This window comes from Hydrogenophaga sp. 2FB, from assembly GCF_005503365.1.
In the GTDB taxonomy this organism is placed as follows: domain Bacteria; phylum Pseudomonadota; class Gammaproteobacteria; order Burkholderiales; family Burkholderiaceae_C; genus Hydrogenophaga.
In genome coordinates, this window is record NZ_SCML01000056.1 from 12,505 (window position 1) to 33,574 (window position 21,070).

The 21,070-nt window shown below is 65.3% G+C and carries 21 protein-coding genes; 16 read left to right on the forward strand and 5 right to left on the reverse strand.

Going from position 1 to position 21,070, the window contains the following annotated elements:
* Positions 1–38: 38 nt before the first annotated feature.
* The 5 genes from FFS09_RS24880 to FFS09_RS24900 are packed head-to-tail and all read right to left on the reverse strand — an operon-like array spanning position 39 to position 4,876.
* Positions 39–947 (reverse strand): ArgK/MeaB family GTPase, encoded by a 909-nt coding sequence (locus tag FFS09_RS24880; RefSeq protein ID WP_252374508.1) that lies wholly within the window; start codon positions 945–947, stop codon positions 39–41.
* The gene (locus FFS09_RS24885; RefSeq protein ID WP_137921630.1) at positions 944–2,071 is read right to left on the reverse strand and encodes a CaiB/BaiF CoA transferase family protein; all 1,128 of its coding nucleotides are present in this window, start codon (positions 2,069–2,071) and stop codon (positions 944–946) included. The genes FFS09_RS24880 and FFS09_RS24885 overlap by 4 nt, the downstream gene beginning before the upstream one ends.
* Positions 2,068–2,484 (reverse strand): cobalamin-dependent protein, encoded by a 417-nt coding sequence (locus FFS09_RS24890; RefSeq protein WP_171020171.1) that lies wholly within the window; start codon positions 2,482–2,484, stop codon positions 2,068–2,070. Before FFS09_RS24890 ends, FFS09_RS24885 begins: the two co-directional genes overlap by 4 nt.
* The gene (locus FFS09_RS24895; RefSeq protein ID WP_212745152.1) at positions 2,481–4,100 is read right to left on the reverse strand and encodes an acyl-CoA mutase large subunit family protein; all 1,620 of its coding nucleotides are present in this window, start codon (positions 4,098–4,100) and stop codon (positions 2,481–2,483) included. The genes FFS09_RS24890 and FFS09_RS24895 overlap by 4 nt, the downstream gene beginning before the upstream one ends.
* Complete coding sequence (locus FFS09_RS24900) at positions 4,097–4,876, reverse strand: enoyl-CoA hydratase/isomerase family protein (RefSeq protein ID WP_137921632.1); 780 nt, start codon at positions 4,874–4,876, stop codon at positions 4,097–4,099. Before FFS09_RS24900 ends, FFS09_RS24895 begins: the two co-directional genes overlap by 4 nt.
* A gap of 179 nt (positions 4,877–5,055) precedes the next feature.
* Here FFS09_RS24900 and FFS09_RS24905 point away from each other — a divergent pair, with 179 nt between their 5' ends.
* From FFS09_RS24905 to FFS09_RS24980, 16 genes are all read left to right on the forward strand, one after another.
* Positions 5,056–5,808 (forward strand): IclR family transcriptional regulator, encoded by a 753-nt coding sequence (locus FFS09_RS24905; protein WP_137921633.1) that lies wholly within the window; start codon positions 5,056–5,058, stop codon positions 5,806–5,808.
* A 168-nt stretch (positions 5,809–5,976) separates the two neighbouring features.
* Positions 5,977–6,792: an ABC transporter ATP-binding protein gene (locus tag FFS09_RS24910; RefSeq protein WP_137921634.1), complete on the forward strand. Its 816-nt coding sequence runs from the start codon at positions 5,977–5,979 to the stop codon at positions 6,790–6,792.
* Positions 6,789–7,679 carry a branched-chain amino acid ABC transporter permease gene (locus tag FFS09_RS24915; protein WP_137921635.1) on the forward strand — a complete coding sequence of 297 codons (891 nt, stop codon included), beginning with the start codon at positions 6,789–6,791 and terminating at the stop codon, positions 7,677–7,679. Before FFS09_RS24910 ends, FFS09_RS24915 begins: the two co-directional genes overlap by 4 nt.
* Before the next feature lie 3 nt (positions 7,680–7,682).
* The gene (locus FFS09_RS24920; RefSeq protein ID WP_137921636.1) at positions 7,683–8,723 is read left to right on the forward strand and encodes a branched-chain amino acid ABC transporter permease; all 1,041 of its coding nucleotides are present in this window, start codon (positions 7,683–7,685) and stop codon (positions 8,721–8,723) included.
* 22 nt (positions 8,724–8,745) lie between these two features.
* Positions 8,746–9,966, forward strand: a complete 1,221-nt coding sequence (locus tag FFS09_RS24925) for an ABC transporter substrate-binding protein (RefSeq protein ID WP_137921637.1) — start codon at positions 8,746–8,748, stop codon at positions 9,964–9,966.
* Positions 9,963–10,838 (forward strand): ABC transporter ATP-binding protein, encoded by an 876-nt coding sequence (locus FFS09_RS24930; RefSeq protein ID WP_137921638.1) that lies wholly within the window; start codon positions 9,963–9,965, stop codon positions 10,836–10,838. The genes FFS09_RS24925 and FFS09_RS24930 overlap by 4 nt, the downstream gene beginning before the upstream one ends.
* Positions 10,835–12,673: an AMP-dependent synthetase/ligase gene (locus FFS09_RS24935; protein ID WP_252374509.1), complete on the forward strand. Its 1,839-nt coding sequence runs from the start codon at positions 10,835–10,837 to the stop codon at positions 12,671–12,673. The genes FFS09_RS24930 and FFS09_RS24935 overlap by 4 nt, the downstream gene beginning before the upstream one ends.
* Positions 12,670–13,575 carry an SDR family NAD(P)-dependent oxidoreductase gene (locus FFS09_RS24940; RefSeq protein ID WP_137921639.1) on the forward strand — a complete coding sequence of 302 codons (906 nt, stop codon included), beginning with the start codon at positions 12,670–12,672 and terminating at the stop codon, positions 13,573–13,575. Before FFS09_RS24935 ends, FFS09_RS24940 begins: the two co-directional genes overlap by 4 nt.
* A complete protein-coding gene (locus FFS09_RS24945; RefSeq protein ID WP_252374510.1) occupies positions 13,572–14,531 on the forward strand; it encodes a MaoC/PaaZ C-terminal domain-containing protein in 960 nt (319 codons plus the stop codon). Before FFS09_RS24940 ends, FFS09_RS24945 begins: the two co-directional genes overlap by 4 nt.
* Complete coding sequence (locus tag FFS09_RS24950; protein WP_137921640.1) at positions 14,518–15,681, forward strand: acyl-CoA dehydrogenase family protein; 1,164 nt, start codon at positions 14,518–14,520, stop codon at positions 15,679–15,681. Before FFS09_RS24945 ends, FFS09_RS24950 begins: the two co-directional genes overlap by 14 nt.
* Before the next feature lie 230 nt (positions 15,682–15,911).
* On the forward strand, positions 15,912–16,334 hold the full coding sequence (locus FFS09_RS24955) for a cobalamin B12-binding domain-containing protein (RefSeq protein WP_137921641.1): 423 nt from the start codon (positions 15,912–15,914) through the stop codon (positions 16,332–16,334).
* The gene (locus FFS09_RS24960) at positions 16,331–17,992 is read left to right on the forward strand and encodes an acyl-CoA mutase large subunit family protein (RefSeq protein WP_137921642.1); all 1,662 of its coding nucleotides are present in this window, start codon (positions 16,331–16,333) and stop codon (positions 17,990–17,992) included. Before FFS09_RS24955 ends, FFS09_RS24960 begins: the two co-directional genes overlap by 4 nt.
* A 14-nt stretch (positions 17,993–18,006) precedes the next feature.
* Positions 18,007–19,191, forward strand: coding sequence for a methylmalonyl Co-A mutase-associated GTPase MeaB (gene meaB, locus FFS09_RS30720; RefSeq protein ID WP_171020172.1), 1,185 nt, complete (start codon positions 18,007–18,009; stop codon positions 19,189–19,191).
* The gene (locus FFS09_RS24970) at positions 19,191–19,559 is read left to right on the forward strand and encodes a hypothetical protein (RefSeq protein ID WP_137921643.1); all 369 of its coding nucleotides are present in this window, start codon (positions 19,191–19,193) and stop codon (positions 19,557–19,559) included. The genes meaB and FFS09_RS24970 overlap by 1 nt, the downstream gene beginning before the upstream one ends.
* Positions 19,560–19,584: 25 nt before the next feature.
* Positions 19,585–20,358, forward strand: a complete 774-nt coding sequence (locus tag FFS09_RS24975) for an ABC transporter ATP-binding protein (RefSeq protein ID WP_137921644.1) — start codon at positions 19,585–19,587, stop codon at positions 20,356–20,358.
* Positions 20,355–21,062, forward strand: coding sequence for an ABC transporter ATP-binding protein (locus tag FFS09_RS24980; RefSeq protein WP_137921645.1), 708 nt, complete (start codon positions 20,355–20,357; stop codon positions 21,060–21,062). The genes FFS09_RS24975 and FFS09_RS24980 overlap by 4 nt, the downstream gene beginning before the upstream one ends.
* The last annotated feature ends 8 nt before the right edge of the window (positions 21,063–21,070 follow it).

Sequence of the window (21,070 nt, forward strand, 5' to 3'; positions counted from 1 at the left end):
ACGATGGAAGCGGTTGAAACATGGCGGCTCCTGGGGGTTCAGGGTTCGAGCGCCACGCGCACTGTGTTCAACACCGCCGCCAGCTGTTGCTCGCGGGGGGTGTCAAAAAAGTCGTCGGCCTGGAGCGCGATCGCTTCCGCGACGCGCATCTCCAGCAGGCGTCTGAGCCGGTAGCGGGCGCGTTGCGCGCGCAGGTGCTGCCGCCGCCGCGGGTCGGCGTTGCGCCAGGTCCGGTGCTGGTCGATCGCGTCGGACAGCGCGCGAATCGAAGCCGGCTGCGAGGCCGAGGTCAGCAGAATCGGTGCGCGCCACGCGCCCTCGGGGCGCTGGGTCACCGCGGCGATGCGCTGAATGTCCGTGGCCATGCGTTGCGCCCCGGGCAGGTCCGACTTGTTGACCACGAAGATGTCGGCCATCTCCATGATCCCCGCCTTCATGGCCTGCACCGTGTCACCGCTCTCGGGCAGCAGCACCAGGACCAACGTGTCCACCTGTGCGCGCACCGCGTGCTCCGCCTGGCCGACGCCCACCGTTTCGAGCACCACTTCGTCAAAGCGGAACGCGTCCATGATGTCCAGCATCTCGGGCAGGTTGTCGGCCAGTCCGTCGGAGGTCCGGCGCGAGCCCAGGGAGCGGATGTAGAGCTCCGTCGACCCGGCCAGATCGTCCATGCGAACGCGGTCCCCCAGGATCGCGCCACCACTCTTCGGGCTGCTCGGATCGACCGCCAACACGCCCAGCCGGCCGTGGGCCAGGCGCTCCAGCGCCAGGTGCCCGACCAAGGTGCTCTTGCCCGCGCCCGGTGCCCCGGTGACGCCGATCCGGTGGGCCGCGTGCGCCGGCCCTGCGCATGGCGCGGACCGCGCCAGCTCCGCCGTGCTGGCGTTGGCCATGCGCGTCAGCGCGCGGCTCAGCGCCCAGCGATCCAGCGGCAGCGTCGTGCTCACGTCGTGACCCTTCCCAGCACCGCGTCACCGTGTTCGTCCAGCAGCGGTGGCAGGCCGTAGACCGGCGTGAACCCGTTGAAACGGATCGGACAGGCCACGGCCTGCAGCGGCAGGCTGCCGTCGCCCAGGGGCACGATCAGCGCGCGCGCGGCGGCGATGTCGCTGCGCAGCGCCGCGTTCAACGTGCCGACTTCGGCCACCACGATGCCCAGCGGGCCCAGTCGGCGCACCCAGTCGGCCGCCGAGGCCTGGCGCAACACGGTCGAAATGGCGGCGATGACTTCGGCCCGGTGTGTCCGGCGCCCGGCCATGGTGGCGAACTTGCGGTCCACCGCCCACTCGGGGTGACCGATCTCGTCGCAAAAGGTCTTCCAGAACTTGTCGTGCGTGATGAACAGCGTGAGCCAGCCATCGGTGGTCGGGAAGATCTGCGCCGGCACCACGTAGGGGTGCGACGAATCCGCCAGGCGTTCGATGGTCTCGCCGGCATTGAGCGCGGCGCCCGCGAGGTAGTTGAGCTGCGAGAGCATCACGTCGTACATCGCCACGTCGACCTGGCCGCCCTGGCCTTGCACGATCTTGGCCAGCAAGCCCACCGCCGCGACCAGTCCCGCCGAGTTGTCGACCGCGGAATAGCCGGCCTTGGTGGGCGGCGCCTGCGGGTCCCCCGTCAGCGCCATCACACCGGTCATGGCCTGGATGACGTAGTCGTAGGCCGGGTTGTCCGCATAGGGACCCTCCAGGCCGTAGCCCGTCAGGGCCACGCACACCAGGCGCTCGTTCCAGTTGCGCAGCGTGTCGTAGGTGAGGCCGAGCTTGCGGATCGCCGAGGGCCGCAGGTTCGTCACCAGCGCGTGCGAGGTCTCGACGATGCGGCCCAGCGCCGCGAGTCCGTCGTCGCTCGCCAGGTCGAGCACGACACTTTTCTTGTTGCGGTTCAGGCTCGCGAAGTAGGCGTTGTGCGGACCCACGAAGTGCGGGCTGACGGTGCGGCCGATGTCGCCATCGGGCGTTTCGATCTTGATGACCTCGGCGCCCATGTCGGCCAGCATCAGGCCGCAATACGGGCCGGCCAGCATGTGGCCCACCTCGACGATCCGGATACCGGCGAGTGGCGCGCTCATGCCAGACTCTTCGCCAACGAATCGACGACGGCGTCCAGGTGCATGTCGGCGGTGAACACCGCCGCCACGCCCAGCCCGCGCAGGTAGGCCTGGTCTTCGGCCGGGATGGTGCCGCCGACAAAGACCTTGATGCCGTGCGCCTTGAGCGCGTGCAGCTGTCCGATGACATCGGCGACGAGTTCCTTGTGGCTGCCCGACAGAATGCTCAGACCGACCGCATCGACACCTTCGTCCACCGCGACCTGGGCGATCTGCAGCGGGCTGCGGCGCAGACCGGTGTAGATCACTTCCGCGCCGGCGTTGCGCAGCGTCAGCGCGATGATCTTCGCGCCGATGTCGTGGCCGTCAAGACCGGGCTTGCCGATCAGTATCCGTTTGGCCGCCAACGCGGCGGAGGTGTGCTGGGCGCTCATAGGTTCACCGGTTCCTTGAATTCGCCCCATTGCTCTTTCAGGCGTGCCACCATTTCGCCGACGGTGGCGTAGGCATGGCAGCACTCCACGAGGTAGGGCATGATGTTTTCGCGGTCCTTGGCGGCCGCGGCGGACAGCCTGGCCAGCGACCGATCGACCGCCGACGGGTCGCGCGTGTCGAGCACCCGCTGGTACTTGTCGAGCGCGCGCTGGGCCACGGTCGGATCGAGCGTGAACACGTCGCCGACCTTGATCTCTTCGTCCACTTTCTTGAAGTGGTTCTGGCCAACGATCACGTTGCGCCCCGAGTCCGTGTCGAGCTTTCGCTCCAGCCCGCGCTCGGCGAGCCGCAACTGGATCCACCCGTCTTCAATGGCGCGGACCACGCCGCCATACGCATCGATCTCGCCCATCACCTGGGTGATATGCTGCTCCATCCGGTCGGTGTGCTGCTCCAGGAAGTAGCTGCCGCCGAGGGGGTCGACCGTGCGCCCGATGCCACTCTCGAAGGCGATGATCTGTTGCGTGCGCACGGCCAACTCGGCCGAGAACTCGGTGGGAATCTGGAAGGCTTCGTCGAACGCGCAGGTGAAGATGGACTGCGCGCCACCCAGCACCGCCGCCATCGTTTCCACCGCCACGCGCACGACGTTGTTGTAGGGCTGCGGCGCCACCAGCGAGGAGCCGCCACACACCACGCCGAAGCGGAAGTGCTGCGCCTTCGCATCCTGCACGCCATAGCGCTCCTTCATCAGACGCGCCCATAGCCGGCGACCGGCGCGGAACTTCGCGATCTCGTCGAAGAAGTCCATGTGCACGTAGAAGAAGAACGACAGGCGCTTGGCGAACTTCTCCACATCGCCGCCGCGCGCGCGCAGCTCGTCCACGTAGGCCAGGCCGTTGGCCAGCGTGTAGGCCATCTCTTCGGCCGCCGTCGCACCGGCGTCGCGCACGTGGGCGCCCGCGATGCTGATCGGGTTGAAGCGCGGTGACACGTCGTTGGAGTAGAGGATCGAGTCCGCGATCAGGCGCATCGACGGGCGCACCGGGAAGATCCAGGTGCCGCGCGCGACGTACTCCTTGAGGATGTCGTTCTGGATCGTGCCGGTGAGCTTGGCGCGTGGCACGTTCTGCTTGTCGGCCACCGCGAGGTACATCGCGTAGACGATCGCGGCTGTGCCGTTGATCGTGAACGAGGTCGAGATTTTCGACAGGTCCAGGTCCTTGAAGAGGATTTCGGCTTCGCTCAGGTTGGACAGCGACACGCCGACCTTGCCGATCTCCGGCCGCGCCATCGGGTGCACGGGGTCAAGGCCGCACTGGGTCGGCAGATCCAGCGCGACCGACAGGCCGGTCTGGCCTTTTTCCAGCAGGAACTTGTAGCGTTCGTTGCTTTCCTCGGCGGTGCCGAAGCCCGAGTACTGGCGGATGGTCCAGAGCCGGCCCTGGTAGCCGTCCGGGAAGATGCCGCGGGTAAAGGGATAGGCGCCCGCCTCACCGACGTGGTCGGCCTGCACGGCCTCGGGGCCCACGCTCACGGGCACGTCGATGCCGCTCGGGCTGACGGGACGCAGCTGGGGTTCCATATCGGGCACGCCCGGGTTCATGCCGCTCATGTCGCGCTCCTCGCCAGAAACTTGTCCGACGCGCGCCAGTGGTCGTCGTGCAGCCAGGTGTTGAGCACCTGCTGCCGTTCGACGGCGCGGCGTGCCTCGTAGGAAGCCCCCTGGCGCCAGGCCGTGGTCTGCGCCTTGATGCCGCGCAGCACCTGGGGTGCGCATGCGAGCAAGGGCTCCAGGAACGCCTGCACATCCTTGCCTGCGGGGCCATCGGTGGACAGCGCATCGGCCAGGCCCCACTGCAGCGCCTGTGGCGCGTCGATCAGCTCGCCACGGCCCATCATCCGCATGGCCCGCGCGCCGCCCACCAGCTGGCACAGATCCGGACCACCACCCCATGCCGACGAAATGGCCAGGCGTGCCTGGATGAAGCCGATGCGCGCGTGGCTGGCCTGTATGCGCATGTCGCACGCCAGGGCCAGTTCGGCGCCGCCGCCAATCGCGTCGCCGTTCAGGTACGCCAGCACGGGCACCGGGCAGGTGCGCACCGCGTCGAGCGCCACACGCGATTGCTCGGCCATGTCGATCGTCGCGGACGCGTCGCGCACCGAAGACAGCTCGACCAGATCGCCCCCCGCGGCGAAGAACCGCTCACCGGCGCCGGTCAGAACGATGAAGCGTGTGTCCGGCCGCACGCCAGCCGCTGCCACGGCGTGCCCCAGATCGGCGAGCACGCCCCGGGCGAGCGCATTGTGCTTCTGCGGCCGGTCGATCGTGATCCGCACGACGCCACCGGCCTGCTCCTCCACTGTGATGTCCTTGCTTGTTTGCACGGTGTCTTGTCTCCATCGGGTTGTTGCGTGCTGATGCTAAGAACCCGCATGCCCAATGACAAGAACGAACGTTCGGTATTTCGAACATAATCCCGTGGCGAAAGAAAAGCAGGGCGGATGAACCCGATTTGTTCAACCGGCCGAACTTCGGCGGGTTGACGTGCATGGAAGGAAGCGCGATGTCCGGTGTGAATGTGACGGCGATCGAGAGAATGATCGACATCTTCGAAGCGTTCCAGGCCAGCCAGCGGCCCCTGTCGCTGACCGACCTGTCAGAGGTGGTGGGCATTCCCAAGAGCACCTGCCATGCCATCGTCGCGACGCTGATGGCGCGCGGCTACCTCTACACGCTCAGTCGACCGCGTGCCCTCTATCCCACCAAGCGCATGTATGACGTGATGCGTGACGTGTTTGCGAAGGACCCCTTGATCGAACATGTCACGCCGGTGCTGGAACGCTTGCGCGACGCCACCCGCGAAACCGTGATCCTCGGCAAGCGGCAGGGAGATTCCGTCATCTACCTCCAGGTCATCGAGGGGCATCACGCCATTCGCTACTCAGCCAAGCCCGGGGAGTTCAAGCCACTGCATTCGAGTTCCATTGGCAAGGCCTTGTTGGGCAGCCTGAAGGAACCGGAATTGCGGGCCTGGCTGGAAGGCCGGGAACTGGCCCCCATCACCCCCGCCACGAAAACCGGGCACGACGCACTGGTCCAGGATGTGCTGGAGAGCCGAAAGATGGGCTACTTCGTGACGCGCGGCGAGAACGTGAGCGACGTGTGGGCGGTGGCGGCCTTCCTCACGCTCAACAACGAAACGCTGGCCGTGGCCGTGGCCGGCCCAAGACACCGCATCGAGGGCAACGTGGTCGAGTGCGCCAATCTGCTGGTGGCGACCTGCAGCTTCCTGGCGCGCCAACAGGCGCGTGCCTAGTGCTCTGAAAAAACTTGCAGCGCGTCCGGTCGTATGTTACCGTTCAATTTATATCAAACGATCGTTCGTTTTTCATGAGGCTTGCGCTGTGAGAATGAGAAGAACCTGCAACACGCGTTGCGGCATGTTGATGCCTGCCAGCTTTGACACGACGTCGACTGCTGTTGAATGAGGTCCATCGATGCACCCCTCCTGGAGAATCCGCTGCTTGAAGTGGCCGACCTGCAACTGGGTTTCGGCGGCATACGGGCACTGGCAGGCGTTTCGCTGACGGCGCGGCGAGGCGAGATCACGGCCGTCATCGGTCCGAACGGCGCGGGCAAGACCAGCCTGTTCAACACGATCTCCGGCTTCTACAAACCCCAGCACGGTTGCGTGACGTTCGAGGGAACGGACGTCACACGCCATAGCGCGCACCGGCGCGCCGAGCTCGGCCTGGCACGCACTTTCCAGAACGTGGCGTTGTTTCGTGGCATGACGGTGCTGGACAACATCAAGCTCGGTGGTCACACACGCCTGCACTCGAACCCGTTGTCCGCGATGTGGTATTTCGGCTCGGCACAGCGGGAAGAGATGGCCTTGCGGCGTCAGATCGAGCGCGACGTGATCGACTTCCTCGAGATCGATCACATCCGGCACTTGCCGGTTGCTGGCCTGTCGTATGGCCTGCAGAAACGCGTGGAGCTGGCGCGCGCACTGGCGATGCGGCCCAAGGTGCTGATGCTGGACGAGCCGGTGGCGGGAATGAACCGCGAGGAGACGGAAGACATGGCCCGTTTCATTCTCGATGTCCAGGAGCAGTGGGGCATCACCGTGCTGCTGATCGAGCACGACATGGGTCTGGTGATGGACATTTCGAACCATGTCGTGGTGCTGAACTTCGGGCAGGTCATCGGCCAGGGAACGCCGGCACAGGTGCGAACGAACCCGGAGGTGGTGCGCGCCTACCTCGGTGAAACGGCTGCGCAGAAGGTGGCGGCATGAACGATTTCGACTGGATCGCGCTGGCCGAATTCAGCGCACTGGGCCTCCTCGCGGGCGGCCTGCAGGCGATGATCGCGCTGGGCTTCGTCCTGATCTACAAGGGAACGGGCGTCATCAACTTCGCGATGGGCGAGTTCATGATGCTCGGCGCCTACTTCTTCTATACCGCCAACGTGATGTGGGGCATGCCGACGGTCGCCGCGTTGCTGCTGTCGCTGGCCGCCGTGGCCGCCTGCGCCGCGCTGATCGAGAGGACGATCTTGCGGCCTCTGTCGGGCCAACCGGTGATCTCGGTGTTGATGGCCACCATCGGACTCGCGAGCGCGCTCGCCGGCGGGGTGGATGTCGTCTGGGGCGGTGGCAAGAACTACGAGATGCCCACGCTGCTCTCGCGCACGCCCCTGCACATCGGTGAGGTCATGATCCCGGGCCAGATCCTGTGGAGCTTCGTGCTGGCGGCGCTCATCATCCTGGCCTTCACGCTGTACTTCCGGTATTCGAAGACGGGCATTTCCATGCGTGCGGCGGCCAGCGACCCCGTCACCGCCTACGTGCTGGGCATCGACGTGCGCGCCACGCAGCGCCTGACCTGGATGTTTGCCGGTGTCGTCGGCGCCGTGGCGGGAATCATCGTGGCATCCATCACCAGCCTTTCGCCAGCGATCGGCGGGACCGCTCTGGGCGTGCTCGCCGTCATCATCCTCGGCGGCCTGGACAGCATCGCCGGCGCCATCGTCGCGGGACTCATCGTGGGGCTGCTGGAGAGCCTCACCGCGGGCTACCTGGGCGGCAAGGTGCGCGACATCGTGCCGTATGTGACGGTGCTGATGATCCTTCTGATTCGGCCCTACGGCCTCTTCGGCACGCGGCAAATCGAGAGGTTGTAGAGTATGAGAATTGGTGACTTCCGCGAAAGCTACGCGCACGACGAATCGATCTGGCCCACGCCCGTTCAGCGGGGTTGGCTGTGTGTGCTGGCAACGGCGTTGCTGTTGTTTCCGTTTGGCGTCAACGGGTACTTCGTGAGCCTGGCGTGCATGCTGGGCATCCACGTGATCGCCGCCACCGGGCTCAACATCATGACGGGCTACACCGGACTGATATCGATCGGTCACGCCGCATTCATGGGTGTGGGCTGCTACACGGCGGCTTACTTCGCACAGCGCGGCATGCCGTTCTTCCTGACATTGCCACTGGCTGGCGGCATGGCGGCGTTGCTCGGCTTGCTGGTGGGCCTGCCCAGCTTGCGCATCAAGGGCCTGTACCTGGCCGTGGCGACCCTGGCCACACAGTTCATCCTGGTCTATGTGTTCCGCGAATGGGACAGCGTCACCGGCGGTGTGCGCGGTGTGAACGTGCCCAGTGCCAGCCTGTTCGGCTTCGAGTTGCTGAACGACCAGCGGATGTATTTCCTCATCGTTCCGGTGGCGGCGTTGCTGCTGGTGGCCGCGCGCAATCTCTTCCGCACACGCGTGGGCCGCGCCTTCATCGCGATCCGCGACAAGGACATCTCCGCCGAGGTGCTGGGCATCAACCTGCTGCGCTACAAGCTCGCGGCATTCGCCGTTGGCTCGTTCTACGCGGGCGTGGCGGGGGCGTTGCTGGGTTATTTCTACCGCGCGATGACGCCGGAGTATTTCACGCTCACGCTGTCCATCTTCTATCTCGCCGTGATCATTGTGGGCGGCCTCGGGAGCTTGCTCGGCACGATCCTCGGAGCGGTGTTCATGACCCTGGTGCCCGAACTGCTGCGGGCCGCGATGAGCGTTGCCACACGCTGGTCGCCCAGCGCCACCGAGATTCTGAACTCGGTCCAGCAGGTCGTCTTCGGCCTGCTCATCATCGGTTTCCTTGTATTTGAGCCGCATGGACTGCTTGAGGTCTGGCGGCGTGTGCGGCGATTCTTCCACCTCTGGCCCTTCCGGGCTTGACTCTGACAACAGGAGACACACCATGAACAACGACAACCATCCCGTCAATCCCTTGCGCCGCCGTGTCATCAACGCCGGTCTTGGCGCCGCCGCGCTCGCGGGCTTTCCGTTTCGCGCATCGGTAGCGCAAACGGGCGACATCGTGATCGGCGCCGCCATGCCGATCACCGGCGTGTTTGCGTTCGCCGGCGTCGGTCTGAACCAGGGCCTGGGCGACTACTGCGACTGGCGCAATGCCCGAGGCGGCGTGGCCGGCCGGCGCCTGCGCTATGTGGGCGAGGACTCGGGCTACAAGATGGACCAGGAGATGGCCATCTTCAAGAAGCTCATGGGCGAGCACCAGCCGCCCGCGTTCTTTGGCGGCTCCACCGCCTGGGCCAAGGTGGCCGCCAAGGAAGTCGGCCAGCTGGGCACCACCCTGACCAGTGGGGTCAGCTTCGCGTCGGAACTGGCCGACGCGAAGAGCCACCCGTATCACTTCATGGTCGCGCCCACCTACGTCGCGATGGGTGAGATTCTGCTCGAGCACATCAGCCGCAACGCCCGTGGCGCGACCAAGCCGGCGGTGGCCATTGTCTACAGCGACACCGAGTTCGGCCGCGATCCGATTCCCGGCATCAAGGCCAAGGCGCAGGCATTGCAGATTCCGGTGGTGATGGAGGTCGTGACCAAGCCGGGCGCGGTGGACGTGTCGAGCGAAGTGGCCAAGCTGCGCCGGGCCAAGCCCGACTTCGTGATCTTCCACGGCTACGTGTCGGCGCCGATCCCGGAGTTCATCAAGCAGATGCGCGAGGCGGGCATGAAGGCCACCCCGATGGGAACGATCTGGAGCATGGACAAGACCACCGTCGACACGATGGGCGCCGCGGCCGAGGGCTGGGTGGGCGTGATGCCCTACCGCTACAGCTACGACACCAAGGACGCGCCGATGATGCAGTCGATGAAGGAGCACGTGGCCAAGGTGCGTCCCGACATGAACTACATCTCGATCTTCAACGTCCACACCTGGCTCGCGGGCATGGCCATCGCGGAGATTGTGGAGCGTTGCCTCAAGGCCGGAAAGCCCTTGAACGGGGCGAACATGAAAGCCGCCCTGGAGAGCATCGACAACTGGGACACGGGTGGCGTGACGGGTTTGCCGGTGTCGCTGAAGAACCACCAGATCGCCTCCGGTCGCATCTACGCCTACGACAGCAAGACGAAGCTGCTGCAGCCCGCCAGCGACTGGATCAAGACATCATGATCGCGTCCTTCGGGGGCGGTTCCGCTCCCGCTCAAGTCGCGAAACGTGTGCCGAAGGCCGCCGCCAGCGGCGACTCCATTCTGGTGATCGAGAACATCGAGGTGGTGTACCAGCACACCGTGCAGGTGCTTCGCGGCTTGTCGCTCTCGGTCCCCAGCGGGCAGATCGTGGCACTGTTGGGGAGCAATGGCGCGGGGAAGACCACGACGCTGAAAGCCATCTCCAACCTGCTTCCGCTGGAGGTGGGGCAGTTGCGCGCGGGAACGATCCGCTACCTCGGCGAGCGCATCGACGCAACGGCGCCGCATCTGCTCGCCCGACACGGCATCGCGCATGTGCGCGAAGGCCGGCATGTCTTCGAGGATCTCACGGTCGAAGAAAACCTGATCGTGGCGGGCAATGCGCTCAACGGCCGCAGCGAGAAGCCCGACCTGGCCATGATCTACGAGTACTTCCCGCGCCTGAAGGATCGGCGCACCCAGCGCTCGGGCTATCTGTCCGGTGGCGAACAACAGATGCTGGCCATCGGGCGGGCGCTGATCGGTTTGCCCAAGCTGATGCTCCTGGACGAGCCTTCGCTCGGCCTGGCCCCGCTGGTGGTACAGGACATCTTCAAGATCGTCGCGCGCATCAACCGCGAACAGGGCGTGGCCATGCTGCTGGTGGAGCAGAACGCCATGGCCGCGCTGGACATCGCCCACTATGGCTACATCATGGAAGGTGGAAAGATCGTGATCGACGGGACGACCGCGAAACTGGCGCAAGACGCCGACGTCCAGCGCTTCTACCTGGGCTACAGCGAAGGCGAGGGGGAGTTGGCGAGCTTCCGCAACGTGAAGCACTACAAGCGGCGCAAGAGGTGGCTGTCGTGAGCGATCAGATCGACATCGGCACGCTGACGCTGCCGCAGCAACTTCGCCATTGGGCGCGGGTGCGCGCGTCCTCCGTCGCATTGCGGCAGAAGGACTACGGCATCTGGGAGCCGGTCACATGGGCCCAGTACGAACAACAGGCACGCCACTTCGGCCTGGGCCTGGCCCAGCTCGGACTGCCGCCAAAAGGGCACTGCGCCATCATCTGCGAGAACCGGAAAGAGTGGGTTTTCACCCAGCTGGGTTGCGGCATGGTGGGCGCCGTCACGGTGGGGATCTATCCCACGTCACCGGCCGCGGAAGTCGAGTACCTGCTGGAGGCCTCCGACGCGCGTGTGGTCGTTTGCGAAGACCAGGAACAACTCGACAAGGTTCTCGAGGTGCGCGCCAGGCTACCCAAGCTCACGCACATCGTGGTGATCGACCCGCGCGGGGTGCGGCACTACAAGATCGACAACCTGATTTCGTTCGAGGAGGTCGTTGCGTTGGGCGCCACCAGCGAGCAAGCGCTGCCCCGCCTTGTCGACGAATGTCTGGCGCGCCAGACCATGGACGATCTCGCGTTGATGATATTCACCAGCGGATCCACGGGCCGGCCCAAGGCCGCCATGATCAGCTACGGCAACATCGCCGCGATGGCCGCCAGCACCGACGCGATCTACCGCTGCACGCCGTCGGATTCCACTGTGTCGTATTTGCCGCTGTGCCATGTGGCCGAACAGATTTACACCGTCTGCCTGCCCTTGCGTTGCGGTGCCGTGGTGAACTTCGCCGAGAGCTTGCGCACCGTGCAGAGCGATCTCCGGGAGATTGCGCCGACGCTGTTTCTCGGAGTGCCCCGGATCTGGGAGAAGCTGCACGCCGCGATCGAAATCAAGATCCGAGAGGCCGGCTGGTTGCGCCGGCGCCTGTATCAGAGCGCGCTCAAGTCGACCATGCCGCTCGCGGTGATACCGAGAACTCAATGGTTGTGGCGTCAGCGTGCGGGCCATGTGTTCTGGTACTGGATCATGTTGCGCCCGCTGAGCAACTTCATCGGTTTGCGGGAGTGTCGGCTGGCCGTGTCGGGCGCCGCGCCGATCGCCCCGGACATGCTGCGCTTCTTTCGTGCCCTTGGCGTGCCCATTCGGGAAGGCTACGGCATGACGGAAACCGCCGGCCTGGTGACGCTGCAGCGCAGCGCCGCGTCACCGCTGGGCACTGTGGGTGGGCCGACGCCGGGCGTTGAACTGCGGATTGCCGACGATGGTGAGCTGCTGGTGCGCGGCGCTTCGGTCTTCAAGGGCTACTACCGCAACGAGGAAGCGACGCGAGAGGCCATCGATGCCGAAGGCTGGCTGCACACCGGTGACGTGGCCGTGGCCGTGGGCGATGAAGTCCGGATTGTCGACCGCAAGAAAGACATCATGATCACCGCGGGGGGCAAGAACATCACGCCCAGCGAGATCGAGAACGCGCTCAAGTTCAGCGTCTACATCAAGGAGGCGATCGTCATCGCCGATCGCCGCGCCTTCGTGTCGGCGCTGATCCAGATCGATTATGAAACGGTCAGCAAGTGGGCCGAGGAACATGGCTTGTCCTACACCCACTTCCGCACCCTGGTCGACCACGCGCGCGTGCGCGAGCTGGTGCAAGCCGAAGTGGATCGCGTCAACGCGCAGATGCCGCAGGTGCAGCACGTGCGCAAGTTTCATCTGTTGACCAAGGAGCTGGACCACGACGATGGCGAGGTCACGGCAACGATGAAGATTAAGCGCAAGAGCATCAGCGAAAAATTCATCAACGAAATAGAGGCTCTGTACGGGAGCCGCCGTCTGGAAAAGGAACCTGCATGAAGTCGATCCGCTTTGATGGCCGTGTTGCCGTGATCACCGGCGCTGGAGGCGGCTTGGGTCGCGCGCACGCCCTGTTGCTGGCAGAACGCGGCGCCACCATTGTGGTCAACGATCTGGGGGGCAGCGTGGGCGGGGTGAGTGGGGATGCCACGGCCGCTCAGAAGGTCGTGCGCGAGATCGAGGCAGCCGGAGGCCGAGCGATTGCCAGCTACGACGACATCGCCACGCCCGCCGGCGCGCAAAGCCTGATCGATGCCGCCATGCAGGCATTCGGGCGCGTGGATGTGCTCATCAACAATGCGGGCATTCTGCGCGACAAGACCTTGCACAAGATGGATCCGGCCGACTTCGAGGCGGTGGTGCGGGTCCACCTTCTCGGATCCGCGTGGTGCTCGCGCGCGGTCATGCCGGTGATGCAGCAGCAGCAGTACGGCCGCATTGTCATGACGACCTCCGCGGCCGGCCTGTATGGCAATTTCGGCCAGAGCAACTACGGCGCCGCCAAGCTCGGGCTCGTGGGCCTGATGAATTCGCTCAAGCTCGAAGGCGAGAAGTTCGGTGTCCGTGTCAACACGGTGGCGCCCGTCGCGCTCACCCGGATGACCGAGGGCGTTCCGCTGGGACGTCTTCTCAACGAGGCCACACCCGAGCGCGTGGCGGCCGGTGTCGCATTCCTGGCCTCCGAGGCTTGTGGGTTGACGGGACAGATACTCTCCGCCGGCGGCGGTTACTTCTCGACCGTGAGAATCGTCGAGGGTCCAGGCGTGCATGCCTCGGCCGAGGAGGTGTCGCCCGAATTCGTCGCCGATCAGTGGGCGAAGATTTCCGACGTCTGCGGCGAGCGTGGCTATGGCAGCGCCACGGACGCACTGCTGGGCGTCTTCGGCCCCCTGCAGGCGTGACCGCGCGCCCGTCGACGTCGGGCGCCACGCGCCTGAATCCCGAGGCACTGCTGCACCGCGCGCTGCCCACCCTGCGTCAGCGCTACGAAGCACGCGACACCATCGTGTATGCGCTGGGTGTCGGTGCGGCACAGGGGGCGGACGCCTGGGATGAACAACACCTTCGGTTCGTGTACGAGGACCGCCTGCAGGCGCTGCCCACGATGTGCGCCATGCTGTGCGACCCCGGTTTCTGGATGCGCGAGCCCGACACCGGTCTGGATTGGCAGCGCCTGGTGCATGGCGAACAGTCCATGCAATGGTTGCGGCCATTGCCGCCCGCGGGAGAGGTGATCGGACGCAACCGGGTGCTGAGGGTTGAGGACAGAGGCCCGGACAGGGGGGCCGCCTTCGTCGTCGAACGTGAGCTGTGTGATGCCGACACGGGTGCGTGCTGGGTGCGCTCCTGGATGACGGTGATCGCGCGTGGCGACGGTGGGTTCAGTCCCGCTAGCGGTCCATTGCTGCGCCTGGGGGCCGACGCCCTCGCGCCATTGCCGCCGCTTCCCGACCGACCGGCCGACCGCGCGCTCATCCGAGCAACGGCCACGCACCAACCCTTGCTCTACCGACTCAGCGCCGACCTCAATCCCTTGCACGCCGACCCGGCCGTCGCGCGGCAAGCCGGCTTCGAGCGGCCCATCATGCACGGCATGTGCACGTTCGGATTGCTGGGCATGTTGCTGGTGAGCGAGTTCTGCGACTTCGAGGCCCATCGGTTGACCGAGATGCGCGCCCGCTTTTCGGCGCCGCTGTATCCCGGCGAAACGCTTCGTTGCGAGTTCTGGCAGGAAGCTGGAACGGTGCAGTTCCGTGGCACCGCCATCGAGCGCGACGTGGTGGTGCTGGATCGCGGCGTGGCGCGCATCCTTCCCCATGAATCGAATCCAGGAGACATCCACCATGACCGAGCTTGACGCCTCGACCGCGCCGCTGGACAGCGCAGACCACGATCTGTTTCGCGACACCGTGCGGCGATTCATCAGTGAAGAAATCACGCCCCACCATGCCCAGTGGGAACTCGATGGCCAGGTCCCGCGTTCGCTGTGGCGTCGGGCCGGCGAGCTGGGCCTGCTGTGCCTGACCGTGCCCGAGCAGTACGGCGGCGCCGGGGTGGACTTCAGCTACAGCGCCATCGTCGTCGAAGAGATGGCCCGAGCGGGCGCCACCGGCCCGTTGTTCTATCTCCATTCCGACATCGTCGCGCCCTACCTGCTTCACTACGGGACCGAGGCCCAGAAGCAGCGCTGGCTTCCGCGCATGGCCCGTGGCGAGGTGATCGGCGCCATCGGGATGACCGAACCCGGCGCGGGCAGTGACCTGGCCGCGATCCGCACAAGAGCAGAGCGAGATGGGGATGACTGGTGCATCAACGGCCAGAAGATTTTCATCTCCAACGGGCAGATCGCGGACCTGGTGCTGCTCGCCGCCAAAACCAACCCGGCGATGGGCTCCAAAGGCGCGAGCCTCATCATTGTCGAGGGCGATCGTCCGGGATTCAGCCGCGGGCGACGGCTTGAGAAGCTCGGCATGCACGCCCAGGACACGTCGGAGCTGTTCTTCACCGATGTCCGCGTGCCCGTGGAGAACCTGCTGGGGGAAGAGGGTTCGGGCTTCCGCTACATGATGAACGAGCTGCCCCAGGAGCGGCTGCTGGTGGCCATCACGGCCGTGGCGGCAATGGAAGCAGCGGTCTCGTGGACGCGGGCGTACGTCGCCGAGCGACAGGCTTTTGGCACCAGCCTGTCCGACAAGCAAACCGTCAGGCACCGCCTTGTGGAGGCGCACGCCAACACACTGGTGGCGCGCAGCTTCCTCAACGATTGCCTCAAGCGGCATCTGGCCGGTCAACTCGACACGGCCACGGCTTCGGTGGCCAAGTTCTGGACCACCGAGATGCAGTTCTCCGTGCTGGACAACTGTGTGCAGCTGTTCGGTGGCTATGGGTACATGCGCGAGTACCCCATTGCCCGCGCCTGGACCGATGCGCGCGTGCAGCGCATTTACGGCGGCACCACCGAGATCATGAAAGAGATCGTCGCGCGAGAGCTGTTCAAGACGCGCTAAACGCATGGCAGTCGGCATCAAATATTGGTAGTTTCCCTATGTGCCTCGGGCCTCCGCACACGCCACAATACCAAACGATCGATTGCTTTTTATATTGATGCACGAGGCGGCAAGGTGCTGCGGCAGGTCTCTCCGCGCGCTCAACCGGCGACGCCTTGTTCAACCCGACGGACGCGACTCCCCACGCGTTCTCGCGCGACAGTTTGTGGGGCTAGCGAAGGAAACACGAAATGGCCGAACGTCCCCCTAGGGTGATCGTGACAAAGATTGGTTTTGATGGGCATGACCGGGGTAGCAGGGTGATTGCAGCCTGTCTCCGGGACGCGGGCATGGAGGTGATCTACACCCCGCCGTGGCAAGAGATACCGACCGTCGTCAAGCTGACGATGGAAGAAGACGCCGACGTCATCGGCATCTCGTCGCTCGCCACCGACCACCTCATCGTGCCCAAGCTCCTGTCCGCGCTGCGCGAGGCAGGGCTGTCCGATGTGCAGGTCATCGTCGGCGGCATCGTGCCCGCCAAGGACGAAACGATGCTGCTGAACAGCGGCGTTGCACAGGTGTTTCATCCCGGCACGTCGCTGGACGATGTCGTGGTGTCGGTGCGCGCACTGTCCGAGAAGCGCCGCGCCATGCAGGGAGCGTCGACATGAGCAAGCAGCCCACCTTGAACGGCCACGCACAGTGGGAAGCCGAGTTCGCCCAGGGCGTGGTGGGTGACGCCACCACCTACAACCGCTCCGGCATCGGCATCAAGCCGCTGTACACGCCGCAGGACCACAACGGCGCGCCCTATGAGGAGTCGCTGGGCTATCCCGGCCAGTACCCGTACACGCGCGGCATCTACTCGACCATGTACCGCGGCCGCAGCTGGTCCCAGCGCCAGCTCGTCGGGCTGGGAGTGCCCGAGGACTACAACCTGCGCGTCAAGGAGATGCTCGATCTTGGCGCATCCGCGCTGTCGCTCATTCCCTGCAACTCGGTATTCCGAGGCTACGACGCCGACGATGTGCCGTCGGAATTGCTGGGTACCTGCGGCACCGTGATCAACCACGTGGAAGACATGCGGGTCGCCCTCGACGGCGTGCCCATCGGCGATCTCTCCACCGCCATGAACGATCCCTCGCCCTTCACGCTGCTGGCTTTCGAGCTGGCGGTGGCCAAGCGGCGCGGCGTGCCATGGACCAAGATCACCGGCACCTCGAACCAGAGCGACTGCATCTCGCACTTCGTCGCCAACCACATGTTCTTCCGCCTCGCGTTGCAGGGTGCGCGTCGGGTCATCGTGGACCACATCTCGTTCGTGAACAAGCACGTGCCGGGCTGGAACCCCCTGTCCATCGTCGGGCAGCACATGCAGCAAGCCGGCGCGACCCCGGCCGAAGCCATGGCCTTCACGCTCTGCTCGGGCATCCAGTACGCGGAAGACTGCATCGCCGCCGGCATGGACCCCGACCAGTTCCTCCCGCGCTTCACCTTCTTCTTCGACGTCTCGGTGAGCTTCTTCGAAGAAGTGGCCAAGTTCCGCGCCGGTCGGCGCATCTGGGCCAAGCTGTGCCGTGAGCGCTTCGGCGCCAAGGACCCGCGCTCCTGGCGCTTCAAGTTCCACGGGCAAACCTCCGGGGTGGATCTGACCCGTCAGCAGCCGCTCAACAACGTCGCGCGCGTCACGACCCAGGCAATGGCCGGCATCTTCGGTGGCCTGCAGTCGCTGCACACGGACGGTTACGACGAGGTGTTCTCCACGCCCACCGCCGAAGCCGCCCGCATCGCGGTGGCCACGCAGAACATCCTGCGGGAAGAGGCCCACCTGACAGACGTGATCGACCCGCTCGGGGGCTCCTACTATGTGGAGTCGCTCACCAACGACATGGAAGCCAAGATCAACGCGATCATCTCGATGATCGACGAGGCCGGCGGCATGTACCAGGCCGTGGAAAAGGGCATCGTCCAGCGCATGATCGGCGAGTCCGCGCTGGCCTTCCAGAAGAAGGTCGATGCGGGCGAGCAGACCATCGTGGGCGTCAACGCCTACCAGGTCGAGGAGGACCCGGCCACGTATCCGTCGCTGGAATACCCCGACGCGGCACGCATGCAGTCGTACCTGGGTCGCCTGGCCGACTTCAAGAAATCCCGTTCCAGCTCGGATGTCGACAAGGCGATCAGCGCTCTGGCGAAATCGGCCAACACGCCCAAGTCCAACGTCTTCGAACACGTGGTGGCGGCTGCGGAGGTCGGTGCCACCCACGGCGAGATCTGCGGTACCCTGCGCAAGGAACTGGGTTTCGGTCAACCGCTGACGGTGGTGTGAACGCCGTGAGCAACATGTCCATTCAAAAGGCGCTGGGTGGCGATCGGCGATCGATCGCGCAGGCCATCAGCGCGCTGGAAAACGGCGGCGAGATGGCCTACGAGGTGCGCCGCGCCATCGCGGCGACCCAAGGCCGCGCGCATGTCATCGGCGTCACGGGGCCACCCGGTGGCGGGAAGTCCACCTTGGTGTCGGTGCTGATCAAGGGGTTGAGGAAGAAGGGCAGAACGGTCGCCGTCGTCGCCATCGATCCGTCGAGCCCGTTCACCGGTGGCGCCGTCCTCGGGGACCGCATCCGCATGGGCGAGCGCCAGAGTGACGAAGGTGTCTTCATCCGCTCGCTGGCCTCTCGCGGTCACCTCGGTGGCCTGTCGGTGGCGGCGGGTGATGTCATCGACCTGTTCGATGCGGCGGGCTTCGACGTCGTGATTGTCGAGACCGTGGGAGCGGGTCAGTCGGAGGTGGAGATCACGCGCTTTGCCGACACCCGTGTCGTGGTGTGCCCCCCCGGGCTCGGGGACGACGTGCAGGCGATCAAGGCCGGCATGTTGGAAATTGCCGACGTGTTCGTCGTCACCAAGTCCGATCTGCCCGACGCGCGCAAGACCGAATCCGAGTTGCTGGCCATGCTGACGCTCAGGCGCTCAGAGGCGGTGACGCCGGAGGTCAAGCGTGTGTCCGCGCCCAACGAGGAGGGCACGGACGCGCTGGTGGATTGGCTCGACGCGCGCAGTGAACGCGGTCGGCGCCACGCAGCGGGTGGCGCCAAGACAGCCTACAACCTGGTCTCCCAATGCATCGCGGGCGACAACATGGCGCAGCTGCTGGGCATCGAACTCGTGTCGGCGTCGATGGGCAGCACCACGCTGCGCATGCGGGCGCTGCGCAAGCACATGAACTTCAACAACCGGTGCCACGGCGGCGCGCTTTTCGCACTGGGCGACATGGCGCTGGGCCTGGCCTGCAACTCGCACGGCAAGATCGCCACCCTGGTGGACGGGCAGATGAGCATTTCCACCGCAGTGGAAGAAGGCGAGTGGCTGGTGGCGCATGCGTACGAGGTATCGCGTTCGCGAAAGATCGGCAGCTACCAGGTGAAGATCACGCGAGCGCGCGACGGCGAGCACATTGCACTGCTGCACGGCACTGTCTACGTGCTGGACAAATCGGTCGAAGCGCCGAAAGGCATCGACCTGTGATGGGCGCGCTTTCGGGGGAGCCACTCCATGGCCGGGGACGGCAGCGCGTGCGCTCGCTCAAACGCCTCGCGCGTTCGGGCCTCGGATCGGACGCTGCGCCCGCACTCAGGTTGCAGAGCCAGGCCATCGCGCTGGCCCTGCTGGACCGCAGCATCAAGTTCAAACACCGCCGATTGGCCATCCTCCGTTTGAAAGAGGCCGCGGCGCTGGGCGCCCTCATCGAGGCCGCGCAGTGGTCGTACTGCAGCGGCGTCGTTGCGGCCGAACAGGACCTCGTGCTGCGCGCCGAATTTGCGAAGACCGTGACCCGCTCGCGCGACGCGGTGCAGCGCCTTCACGTTAATGCACCCGTGCCTGAGCACGCATGAACCATGGAACGAAAGCGCCCCGTCGATGAGTGACCTGATCCTCGAAACACGTCAACTCACCAAAGAATTCAAAGGATTCACCGCGGTCAGCAAGGTGGATCTTTCGGTGGTGCGCGGCTCCATCCACGCCCTCATCGGTCCCAACGGTGCGGGCAAGACCACCTGCTTCAATCTGCTCACCAAGTTCCTCGAGCCGACCCGTGGTGCGATTCTGTTCAACGGTCAGGACGTCACCGGTGAGCGGCCTGCGCAGATCGCGCGACGCGGCATCATCCGCTCCTTCCAGATATCCGCCGTCTTCCCGCACCTCACCGTGCTGGAAAACGTGCGCCTGGGTCTGCAGCGAAAGCTGGGCACGTCCTATCACTTCTGGAAGAGTGAGAAGTCCCTCGAGTCGCTGGACGGGCGTGCTCGCGAGCTGTTGGCTGAAGTGGGCCTGGAGCCGTTCGCGAATGAGCAAGCCGTGAACCTGCCCTACGGCCGCAAGCGCGCGCTCGAGATCGCCACGACACTCGCCATGGACCCCGAACTCATGTTGCTCGACGAACCGACCCAGGGTATGGGCCACGAGGACGTGCAACGCGTGGCCATGCTCATCAAACGCGTGTCCGTGGGCCGCACGGTCCTCATGGTCGAGCACAACATGGGTGTGGTCTCCACCATCGCCGACACCATCACCGTGCTGCAACGTGGCGCCGTGCTGGCCGAGGGATCGTATGAAGAAGTCTCCGCGAATCCCCTGGTCATGGAAGCCTACATGGGCACCGTCGACGGTCAACTGGAAGGGGCCCACCGATGACAGCCGCGCTTGAAATCAAGGGGCTGCAGGCCTGGTATGGCGAGTCGCATGTGCTGCATGGCGTCGAGCTGGAGGTGCAGCCCGGCGAAGTGGTCACGCTGCTCGGCCGCAACGGCGCAGGTCGCACGACCACGTTGCGCGCGATCATGGGGCTGGTGGGCACGCGCAGCGGCAAGATAGAAGTCAATGGCAAGGAAACCATCGGCATGCCGACGCACCGCATCGCGCACCTCGGTGTGGGCTATTGCCCGGAGGAGCGTGGCATTTTCGCCAGCTTGTCGTGCGAAGAAAACCTGATGCTGCCGCCGCCACTGAAAGGGGCTGCGAAGGGCATGTCGATCGAAGAGATCTACGCCATGTTCCCCAACCTGGCGGAGCGCCGGCACAGCCAGGGCACGCGCCTGTCAGGGGGCGAGCAGCAGATGCTGGCCGTGGCGCGCATCCTGCGCACGGGCGCCCGGTTGCTCCTGCTGGACGAGATCTCCGAAGGCCTCGCGCCGGTCATCGTGCAGACGCTGGCCCGCATGATTTCCACCTTGCGCGCCAAGGGCTACACCATCGTGATGGTGGAACAGAACTTCCGTTTTGCCGCGCCGCTGGCCGACCGCTTCTATGTCATGGAGCACGGCCGCATCGTCGAGAAATTCTCCGCGGCGGAACTCGAGACCAAGATGCCGGTGCTCAAAGAGCTGCTGGGTGTTTGAGGATTGCA

Bases quoted from the DNA above. Each gene is read 5' to 3' on its own strand.
- meaB (WP_171020172.1), top strand. From the start codon at position 18,007: ATGTCCATTCAAAAGGCGCTGGGTGGCGATCGGCGATCGATCGCGCAG.
- FFS09_RS24890 (WP_171020171.1), bottom strand. From the start codon at position 2,484: ATGAGCGCCCAGCACACCTCCGCCGCGTTGGCGGCCAAACGGATACTG.
- FFS09_RS24925 (WP_137921637.1), top strand. From the start codon at position 8,746: ATGAACAACGACAACCATCCCGTCAATCCCTTGCGCCGCCGTGTCATC.
- FFS09_RS24885 (WP_137921630.1), bottom strand. From the start codon at position 2,071: ATGAGCGCGCCACTCGCCGGTATCCGGATCGTCGAGGTGGGCCACATG.
- FFS09_RS24930 (WP_137921638.1), top strand. From the start codon at position 9,963: ATGATCGCGTCCTTCGGGGGCGGTTCCGCTCCCGCTCAAGTCGCGAAA.
- FFS09_RS24950 (WP_137921640.1), top strand. From the start codon at position 14,518: ATGACCGAGCTTGACGCCTCGACCGCGCCGCTGGACAGCGCAGACCAC.
- FFS09_RS24940 (WP_137921639.1), top strand. From the start codon at position 12,670: ATGAAGTCGATCCGCTTTGATGGCCGTGTTGCCGTGATCACCGGCGCT.
- FFS09_RS24980 (WP_137921645.1), top strand. From the start codon at position 20,355: ATGACAGCCGCGCTTGAAATCAAGGGGCTGCAGGCCTGGTATGGCGAG.
- FFS09_RS24920 (WP_137921636.1), top strand. From the start codon at position 7,683: ATGAGAATTGGTGACTTCCGCGAAAGCTACGCGCACGACGAATCGATC.
- FFS09_RS24955 (WP_137921641.1), top strand. From the start codon at position 15,912: ATGGCCGAACGTCCCCCTAGGGTGATCGTGACAAAGATTGGTTTTGAT.
- FFS09_RS24960 (WP_137921642.1), top strand. From the start codon at position 16,331: ATGAGCAAGCAGCCCACCTTGAACGGCCACGCACAGTGGGAAGCCGAG.
- FFS09_RS24905 (WP_137921633.1), top strand. From the start codon at position 5,056: ATGTCCGGTGTGAATGTGACGGCGATCGAGAGAATGATCGACATCTTC.
- FFS09_RS24970 (WP_137921643.1), top strand. From the start codon at position 19,191: ATGGGCGCGCTTTCGGGGGAGCCACTCCATGGCCGGGGACGGCAGCGC.
- FFS09_RS24915 (WP_137921635.1), top strand. From the start codon at position 6,789: ATGAACGATTTCGACTGGATCGCGCTGGCCGAATTCAGCGCACTGGGC.
- FFS09_RS24910 (WP_137921634.1), top strand. From the start codon at position 5,977: ATGAGGTCCATCGATGCACCCCTCCTGGAGAATCCGCTGCTTGAAGTG.
- FFS09_RS24895 (WP_212745152.1), bottom strand. From the start codon at position 4,100: ATGAGCGGCATGAACCCGGGCGTGCCCGATATGGAACCCCAGCTGCGT.
- FFS09_RS24975 (WP_137921644.1), top strand. From the start codon at position 19,585: ATGAGTGACCTGATCCTCGAAACACGTCAACTCACCAAAGAATTCAAA.